Source organism: Clostridium sp. AF34-13 (assembly GCF_003477845.1).
Lineage (GTDB): Bacteria > Bacillota > Clostridia > Lachnospirales > Lachnospiraceae > Butyribacter > Butyribacter intestini.
Map to the genome: position 1 here is coordinate 21,060 of NZ_QUEB01000024.1, position 9,756 is coordinate 30,815.

At 37.5% G+C, this 9,756-nt stretch carries 6 protein-coding genes; 5 read left to right on the forward strand and 1 reads right to left on the reverse strand.

Annotated elements, in window-relative coordinates; all coding sequences use genetic code 11:
• Nucleotides 1-96: 96 nt before the first annotated feature.
• Nucleotides 97-2,625 carry a homocysteine S-methyltransferase family protein gene (locus DWZ63_RS14795; RefSeq protein ID WP_118500295.1) on the forward strand — a complete coding sequence of 843 codons (2,529 nt, stop codon included), beginning with the start codon at nucleotides 97-99 and terminating at the stop codon, nucleotides 2,623-2,625.
• A gap of 133 nt (nucleotides 2,626-2,758) precedes the next feature.
• Entirely contained in the window at nucleotides 2,759-3,691 is a 933-nt protein-coding gene (locus DWZ63_RS14800; RefSeq protein ID WP_022013427.1) for a glycosyltransferase, read from the forward strand.
• A 189-nt stretch (nucleotides 3,692-3,880) separates the two neighbouring features.
• Here DWZ63_RS14800 and DWZ63_RS14805 read toward each other — a convergent pair whose 3' ends face one another.
• A complete protein-coding gene (locus DWZ63_RS14805; protein WP_022013428.1) occupies nucleotides 3,881-4,915 on the reverse strand; it encodes a DUF5050 domain-containing protein in 1,035 nt (344 codons plus the stop codon).
• Nucleotides 4,916-5,313: 398 nt separating this feature from the next.
• On the opposite strand from DWZ63_RS14805, the gene DWZ63_RS14810 reads away from it, so the two are divergent.
• Genes DWZ63_RS14810 through lysS form a run of 3 tightly spaced genes read left to right on the forward strand, consistent with a single transcriptional unit; the run spans nucleotide 5,314 to nucleotide 9,503 of the window.
• The gene (locus DWZ63_RS14810; RefSeq protein WP_055941608.1) at nucleotides 5,314-6,879 is read left to right on the forward strand and encodes a sialate O-acetylesterase; all 1,566 of its coding nucleotides are present in this window, start codon (nucleotides 5,314-5,316) and stop codon (nucleotides 6,877-6,879) included.
• Nucleotides 6,880-6,936: 57 nt separating this feature from the next.
• Nucleotides 6,937-7,416: a transcription elongation factor GreA gene (gene greA, locus DWZ63_RS14815; protein ID WP_022013430.1), complete on the forward strand. Its 480-nt coding sequence runs from the start codon at nucleotides 6,937-6,939 to the stop codon at nucleotides 7,414-7,416.
• A gap of 26 nt (nucleotides 7,417-7,442) precedes the next feature.
• Nucleotides 7,443-9,503, forward strand: coding sequence for a lysine--tRNA ligase (lysS, locus tag DWZ63_RS14820; protein WP_118500296.1), 2,061 nt, complete (start codon nucleotides 7,443-7,445; stop codon nucleotides 9,501-9,503).
• Nucleotides 9,504-9,756 lie beyond the last annotated feature (253 nt).

The window sequence follows — 9,756 nt, forward strand, 5'->3', positions numbered from 1 at the left end:
TGTTGTAAAACAAATGCTTTTCGGCTATAATTACTTTTGATAAATAAGAGCAGGCAGTGATGATAAAACGCTCGGAAATGAGGATTATATATTGTTATGACAAAAAAAGAGTTTAGAGATAGAATAAAAAAATCAAAGCTTATACTTGATGGAGCAACGGGTTCAAATTTACAGAAAAGAGGTATGCCGGTTGGTGTCTGCCCTGAGGAGTGGATTATTGAAAACAGCGAAGTTTTAAAGCAGCTTCAGATTGAATATATACAGGCGGGCAGTGATGTTTTGTATGCACCTACATTTTCGGGAAACAGGATTAAACTTGAGGAGTACGGTCTTGATGACAAGCTTTCTGAGATAAACACAAAACTTGTAGAGATTTCTAAAGCTGCCGTTGATGAAGGGCTGACGGACGAGGAGAAGAAAGCAGGCAGAGAAGTCTATATAGCAGGTGACATTACTATGACGGGAAAACAGGTATATCCTGTCGGACCGCTTATGTTTGAGGAACTTGTTGACATATATAAGGAACAGATAAGATGCATTGCTGATGCAGGGATTGATTTTATTGTGGTTGAGACTATGATGAGTCTTCAGGAGTGCAGGGCAGCAGTTATTGCGGCTAAAGAAGTTTGTGAGCTTCCAGTTATGGTGACGCTTACATTTAATGAGGATGGCAGAACTCTCTATGGTACAAATCCTGAGACGGCGGCTCTTGTAATGACTACTCTTGGTGTCGATGCGGTCGGTGTAAACTGTTCAACGGGACCTGACAAGATGATTGAGATAGTAAAGACGATGACAGAATATGCAGATATTCCTATTGTGGCAAAGCCAAATGCAGGTCTGCCAAAACTTGAGGATGGTGTCACCATCTATGATATGGGACCTGAGGAATTTGCAAGAGAAATGATGCCGCTTGTTGAGGCTGGTGCAGATGTTGTGGGAGGATGCTGCGGAACAACACCTGAGCATATAAGGCTTTTAAATGAACTTCTTATTGAGAAAGGTTATAAGGACGGCGGCTCTTTTGAAAAGAGAGAGGGAAAAGTCTTAAGGCGAGCATTGTCTACTGAGAGAAATGTGCTGCCGATTGACCTTGACGGAGATTTTCTTATTATCGGTGAGAGGATAAATCCGACAGGAAAGAAAGCACTTCAGGCACAGCTTCGTGAGGGAAGTCTTGATATGGTCTGTGAGATGGCTGAGTCGCAGGAAGAATTCGGTGCATCTATTCTTGATGTAAACATGGGTATGAATGGAATTGATGAGAATGAAATGATGCTTAAATGTGTAAATGAACTTACTCTTGTAAGCAACCTTCCTTTGTCAATAGATTCAAGTCATCCGTCTGTTGTTGAGGCAGCACTTAGAATTTATCCGGGACGAGCATTGATAAACTCGATTTCTCTTGAGCCCGAAAAATTTGAAAAACTTATTCCGGTTGCGAGAAAATATGGTGCAATGTTTATTTTACTCCCGCTTTCAGAAGCAGGACTTCCAAAGGATATTGATGAAAAAAAAGAGATTATTCATACGATTCTTGAGAGGGCATATGAGTTTGGTCTTACCAAAGATGATGTTGTTGTTGACGGTCTTGTCGCTACGATAGGGGCAAACAGAAATGCCGCTAAAGAGACAATGGAAACTATTTCGTATTGCAAAAATGATATAGGAGTGGCAACGGCGTGTGGTCTTTCAAATATTTCCTTCGGACTGCCTGAGAGAATGTTTGTAAACAGTAGTTTTATGAGTATCGCCATAAGCCACGGACTTACTATGGCAATCGCAAATCCGTCACAGGATCTTCTTATGCATTCAATGTTTGCCGCTGACCTTCTTATGAATAAACCTGAGTCAGACACAAGATATATAAACAGGGTTACGGGAAGAAAACTTTCGGTGCTGTCAGGAGACATAGATGCGTCACAGGTTACGGCACAGGCGGGAAATACTGCATCTGCCTCTGATATAGACAGTGATGTGCCAAAGGATGACAAACTTTTTGAAGCTGTTGTCAAGGGAAGAAGCAAAAAGATAGAAGAACTCGTGAGGGAAGCACTTGACAATGGTGCAGACGCACAGTCTATAATAGATAAAAGTCTGATACCGGCGATAACGCATGTTGGAAAACTCTTTGATAAACAGATATATTATCTTCCGCAGCTCATATCAAGTGCCGAGACAATGGAACTTGGTATCGGTGTGTTAAAACCGGTGCTTGCACAGAATAAAGATAAAGAGCCTTTGGGTACGATAGTAATGGCAACCGTTGAGCATGATATACACGATATTGGAAAAAATCTTGTAGTGCTCATGCTTAAAAATTATGGTTATGATGTTATCGACCTTGGAAAAGATGTTCCGGCAGAAACCATAATAGAAGCTGCAAAGGAGCATAATGCGGATATAATCGGTCTTTCGGCACTTATGACAACCACTATGATGGAGATGAAAAAGGTTGTAAATCTTGTAAAAGAAAATAATATGGATACGCTTGTCATAATTGGCGGAGCAGTTATAACACAGGGATTTGCTGATGAAATAGGAGCAGATGGTTATTCGGAAGATGCCCAGAATGCAGTTGAGGTTGTTGGAAAACTTCTTGCCGAGAGAGACAAAAATAAATAATGAAATGTTTGCATATGTAATGAGATTTTTAATTTGGAGTGTCGAAAACGATAGTGAAAATAAGTGATAAAAAAATTGTTGGCATGGTGATAAAAAATAATTACATAGACTTACAAAAAGAAAGGTGTAAAATATGGGAAACAGTGTAGATGTTGTTATACCGATATATAAAGCGGGCAATGATTTTGTAAAAATGCTTGAAAAACTTTATAAGCAGAGCAAAAGACCGGAACACATATATCTTTTACAGACGATAGAGAGTAAAGACGAAAAGCTGTTTGATAAAGAAAAATGCAGTCACGGACTTGCAAATATAATATCTGTTCATCCGATAAAAAAGTCTGATTTTGACCACGGTGCAACAAGGGCATATGGGGCACTTATGGCGAAAAGTGAATATGTTCTTTTTATGACGCAGGATGCGGTATGTTATGATGATTATGTTATCGAAAATCTTTTAAATGCATTTGATGACAGAAAAGTAGGGATAGCTTACGCAAGGCAGCTTGCAAGAGAAGATGCGGATGAGATAGAGCGGATGACAAGAGAAAATAACTATCCGGAGGAAAGTATCGTAAAAACTAAAAAGGATGAAAAAAAGCTTGGAATAAAAGCTTATTTTTGCTCGGATGTATGTGCAATGTATAGACTTGATGTATATAAAAAACTTGGCGGATTTGTCAAGAAAACGATATTTAATGAAGATATGATAATGGCATATAAAGAGATGCAGGCAGGATTCAGCGTTGCATATGTGGCGGATGCAAAGGTTATCCATTCACATTCATATACTTGTAAACAGCAGTTTGTAAGGAGCTTTGACCTCGGTGTGTCACAGAGACAGTATCATGAGATATTTGATAATATTTCTTCTGAAAAAGAAGGGGCAGGCTATGCCAAAAAAGTTATAATCCGTCTTTTGAAAAATGGAAAATTTATAAAGACATTTTATTTTATGATGCAGTGTGGCTTTAGGCTGTTTGGATATAAGCTTGGAAAAAATTATGAAAAACTTCCAAAGAAAATGGTACTTGCCTGCACAATGAATAAAGAATACTGGAAATAAAATAAAAGCTGAGTTTTGGCGGTTGACGATTCATTAATCTAAGAAATGAAAGACTGAACTGTTAAAATAAAAAAGGGAAAAACGCTGGTTTTCTGCTATGTTACGAACATTTTCACAGACATTAAAAAAGAACATATGGCACGGTTTGTATATAAGCTATGCTATATGTTCTTTTATTTGTGTTCTGTTTTAGTCTTTTTCAACAGTTGGATTAAAATTTTTATTTTCACCTGTTGAAATATTGTAGTAGTATGCTGTTTTTCCCTCATAGTCTTCATAGAAAACATAATCGGAGATTATATGTATAAAATTGAAATTGCCTGCAGCAATCTGTTCATTTGTGCCGGTACTCATATCATACATATATATACCATTGTTTTGACCGTTATCAACTTGATAGAAAATAATGTTGCCATCATTTGTGATATTATATGTGGCGAGTTTATATTGGACTATAGTTTCGGCAGAACCACCATCGAGTCCGATACGGCACAAATTATAGTTTTGATTCATGTTAAGAAAATATATGTAGTCGCCTGATTTTATAACAGATGTACAGTTGCCATTGTATATGACTTTGTCATTGGCACCTGAAATATCCATTGAATGAATATTATGTTCTTTTGCCCAGCCGGAATAATAAATAGTGTTACCGGAAACAGAATAAGGCGATATGGCTTCTCTTTTAAGAAGTTTATTTTTTGAACCGTCTATTTTCGCTGAATAAAGTTCAAGACCTTTTTTATGGTCATAATGCTGGTAATATACATGATTTCCATAAAGGCAGGCTACTTGAGTAGGGTCTTCATAAAGCCTTGATAAATCAGTACCGTTTTTTGTTATTCTGAAAAGTCCGGTAGTACTTAAAGACAACAGTGCATTATCAGATTTTTTAAATTTATCATTTCTTCTGGTGTAAAAAATGTAATTTCCGGCAGCATTTATATAACTAACCTTGTCATTATAGACTTTTTTTATTTTGCTGAGGTTTGCATTCATTTTGTATAGTTTATTATGGTCGTTTGGATTGGCAAAATAAATCACATTGTCTGCCTGTGTGAAAAGACCACCATTTAAAAGATTGCCACTTGTATTGCCGGTAGTGGATGAATCACTGTATAATTTGACTTTCCCTTTTTTTATTATAAGAATAGATATGACAGCGACAGCAGCAAGTATTAATATACTTGCTAAAATTCTTTTTATTAAGCTTCCTTTTTTCAATATACCAGCCCTCCCTGCGTTAGATAGATTAGGTTGTAACGAAACTTATTGACTGCAAAGACATAGCAAATAGTTTCGTAAAAACTTATTATATAACTGCTGTTCATTTTTGGTATGTACAACAACAGTTACATATTTATTATAACCTATCTATAAAAGTGTGACAATAGCAATGCCGATTGTTTTTATATAAGATGTGCAAGGCTGAACTGTTACTATAAGATTTGGAATGTAAAACAGATGGAAAAACTTTGTATTTATTCGAGCAAATTTATGATATAATGAACACCAAAGTGTTCATATTAAGAGTTTCTAACGAAACTCCATTATGTGCAAAAAGCTTGCACAAATTTATGATATAATGAGTACAAAAGTGATAATAATCAGGAGGACGAAGTATGTTAAGTTTACCGGCTATTTTTAGCGACCATATGGTATTTCAGAGAGAAAAAAATATATTACTTTGGGGAGAAAGTGATGAAAAAAATGTTACAGCAGTAATAGATGAAAAAAAAGTAAGTTCAGATGTAAATAACGGCAGATGGGAGATTGAGCTGCCGCCGATGGCTGCAGGTGGACCTTATGAACTTGAGGTGTCGGATGGAGTACAGACTAAAAAATATACAGATATAATGATAGGTGAGGTATGGCTTGCCGGAGGTCAGTCCAATATGGAGCTTGAACTTCAGAACAGCATGAACGGACAGGAAGTTTGTGCAAATGTAAAAGATGACGGTGTAAGGTATTATTATACGCCGAAAGTGTCATGGGTCGGAGATGAACTTTTTGAAGCAGAAAAAAAGAGTGAGTGGCAGCATTGCACACCTGATAATTGCAAAAACTGGTCTGCCGTTGCATACTATTTTGCAAAAGAGCTTTCAAAAAAACTTGGAGTGACGGTAGGTATTATCGGCTGCAACTGGGGCGGAACTTCGGCTTCATGCTGGACGAGCAGGGAGTTTATGGAGCAGGAGACACCTTTAAAACCTTATCTTGATAAATATGACAATGCGGTTAAGGGGCAAAATCCAGAGGAGTACATAAAAGCAAGAGAAGAATATATTAAATATCAGGCAGAGTTTGATAAGAATGTCGGTCATTATTATGAGACTGCCAAAAATCCTACATGGGATGAGGCGATAAGCCTTTTTGGAGAAAATCAGTATCCGGGACCTATGGGACCAAGAAATGAGACAAGACCTAACGGACTTTACGATTCGCTTCTTAAGAGGGTAATGCCTTATACGCTCAGAGGATTTTTATATTATCAGGGCGAGGAAGATGACCATATGCCTTATACATATTATACGATGCTTTCAACACTTATAAGACAGTGGCGTCATGACTGGAGAGATGAGCAACTCCCATTTATGATTGTTCAGCTTCCTATGTTTAAGAATGATGGAGAGCCTGATTACCATAACTGGCCGTTTATACGAGAAGCCCAGATGCGTGTGTTTAAGACTGTTAAAAACACAGGAATTGCAGTCATACTTGACAAGGGCGAGTATGGAAACATTCATCCGGTACAGAAAGATGTTGTTGGAGAGAGACTCTGCGAGCAGGCACTTTATCATGTATATAAAAATGATAATGAAAAGAGTGCATTTGGACCGATATACAAGTCGTATGAAAAAGACGAAGAAAAAATGATACTTCATTTTGATTATGCAGATAATGGCATGGAATGTAAAGGAGAGAAACTTATAGGATTTGAGATTGCAGGTGATGATAAGAAATATTATAAAGCAGATGCCAAGATTGCAGGAAATGATATTGTAGTATCGGCATCTGAGGTAGATAAGCCTAAATATGCAAGATACTGCTGGACAAATTATTCAGAAGTGACATTATTTGGCAAAAATGGAATACCTGCCGCACCGTTTAGAACAAGTTGTGATGACGGGGCAGTTGCGACCGGCAGCAGAAATGAAGGATTGTGGAAAATTGCTGAGGTTGACTAAATGGCGGTTTTGCAGTATAATCAAGCGATATGAATATGAATTTATGGAGGATTTAAGATGGCTGAAAAGAAAAATCTTATGACTCGTGAAGGTCTTAAGGCACTGGAAGATGAGTTAAACGACTTAAAATTAAATAAAAGAAAAGAAGTAGCACAGAAAATCAAGGAAGCAAGAGAGCAGGGAGACTTGTCAGAGAATGCTGAGTATGATGCTGCAAAAGATGAGCAGCGTGACATAGAAGCGCGTATCGAAGAAATCGATAATATTCTTAAAAATGCTGAGGTAGTAGAGCATGACGAGGGAGATGCTGACAAGGTTAATGTAGGTGCTACGGTAAAGATTAAAGATATTGAGTTTGGTGATGAGATGGAGTATAAGATCGTAGGTTCAACAGAGGTTGACTGTCTTAATAATAAAATCTCAAATGAATCACCTGTCGGAGCTGCACTTATAGGGGCAGCAAAAGGTGATATTATCGAGATAGAGACACCAAATGGTGAAATGATAAAATATGAAGTAATGAGCGTAAGCAGATAATAATAAAAACGGAAGGAGTAATAAAAGTGGCAGAACAGCAGAAAAAACCACAGACACAGCAGGATTTAAATCAGCTTTTAAAGGTAAGAAGAGAGAAACTTGCTGCATTACAGGAAGCAGGAAAAGATCCGTTTGAGATTACAAAGTATGATCAGACGCATCATTCGGATGAAGTAAAAGAACTTTACACAGCACATGAAGAGAAACTTCTTGCTGGCAGAGTTAAGCCTGATACAGAGGGAATGGACGAAGCGGAAGCTCGTAAAGTAATAAATGATGATTACAATGAAAGAAGAGCAATAATGGATGCATCTCCTATTCAGGTATCGGTGGCAGGTCGTATGATGTTTAAGCGTGTCATGGGAAAAGCATCATTTTGTAATATTCAGGATCTCAAAGGAAAAATACAGATATATGTGTCCAGAGATTCAATTGGAGAAGAGCCGTATGCTGTATTTAAAAAATCAGATATTGGTGATATCTATGGCATAAAAGGTTATGCATTTAGAACAAAAACAGGAGAGATTTCCATACATGCGGAAGAATTGACACTGTTATCGAAATCCCTTCAGATTTTACCTGAGAAATTCCATGGTCTTACAGATACAGATGTACGTTATCGTCAGAGATATATTGACCTTATTATGAATGAGGAAAGTAAAAATGTATTTGTAAAGAGATCACTTATGATGAAAGAAATCAGAAATTTCCTTGCATCAAGAGATTTCATGGAAGTAGAAACACCTATGCTTGTATCTAATGCCGGTGGAGCAGCCGCAAGACCATTTGAAACACACTATAATGCACTCAATGAGGATGTAAAGCTTCGTATTTCGTTAGAATTATATTTAAAGAGACTTATAGTAGGCGGACTTGAAAGAGTATATGAGATTGGACGAGTATTCCGTAACGAAGGCGTAGATACAAGACACAACCCGGAGTTTACTCTTATGGAACTTTATCAGGCATATACAGATTATGAGGGAATGATGGAACTTACAGAATCAATGTTCCGTTATCTGGCAGAAAAAGTAGTAGGTTCAACAAAGATTTCATATAATGGTGTTGAAATTGATCTTGGCAAGCCATTTGCAAGAATGACAATGAATGAGGCAATTTTAAAATATGCAGGCATTGATTTTGATAAGGTCGAAAGTGATGAGGCAGCAAAAAAACTTGCAGATGAGCATCATATCGAATATGAGGAACGTCACAAGAAAGGTGATATTATTAACCTGTTCTTTGAGGAGTATTGCGAGAAAGAGCTTATACAGCCTACATTTATCACTGACCATCCAATAGAGATTTCTCCACTTACAAAGAAGAAACCAACAGACCCTACAAAAGTAGAGCGTTTTGAGCTTTTCTGTAATACATGGGAGATGTGTAATGCATATTCAGAGCTCAATGATCCGATAGACCAGAGAGAGCGTTTTGCACAGCAGGATGCTAATGCAGATGCAGGAGATGATGAGGCAGAGCATACAGACGAAGATTTCTTATATGCACTTGAACTTGGTATGCCACCAACAGGCGGAATCGGATACGGACTTGACAGACTTTGTATGTTACTTACAGATTCGCAGGCAATCAGGGATGTATTGTTGTTCCCGACAATGAAATCCTTAGATGGTGTAAATAAGAAAAATGATGTAAATAATACAGCTTCTGAAGCACCTGAAAAAAATGTAAAAACTGAGTCTGAAAAGATTGATTTCTCTAAGGTAAAGGTAGAGCCTTTATTTGAGGAATTTGTTGATTTTGATACATTCAGCAAGTCAGATTTCCGTGCAGTAAAGGTTAAAGAGTGTGTTGCAGTACCGAAGTCAAAGAAATTGTTACAGTTTACTCTTGATGACGGAACAGACACAGACAGAACCATTTTAAGCGGTATTCATAGCTTTTATGAGCCGGAAGAACTGGTTGGAAAGACTCTTATTGCTATCACAAATCTTCCACCGAGAGCTATGATGGGCATTGACTCTTGCGGTATGCTCCTCAGTGCTATCCACGAAGAAGAAGGCGAAGAAAAGCTCCATCTTCTGATGGTTGATGACCACATTCCAGCAGGTGCAAAGCTCTATTAAGATGATGTAAAGATGTACCGTTTTACCGAATAGACGGGACGTACTTCATTTGATAAAAAACTAAAAAAACAGCGATTTACATCAAACTTACATCAATTGATGCAGAAATCGGTGCAAGCAAGAAAAAATCGCATAATTAGTGCAATGAGTGGGCAATTCCAATCGGAGTTGCCCATTTTTAAAACAAACAGAAATACAAATCAGAGTTTGTGATGGTAGATAATATGGAATGGTTTAATGTTTTTGGGCTGAT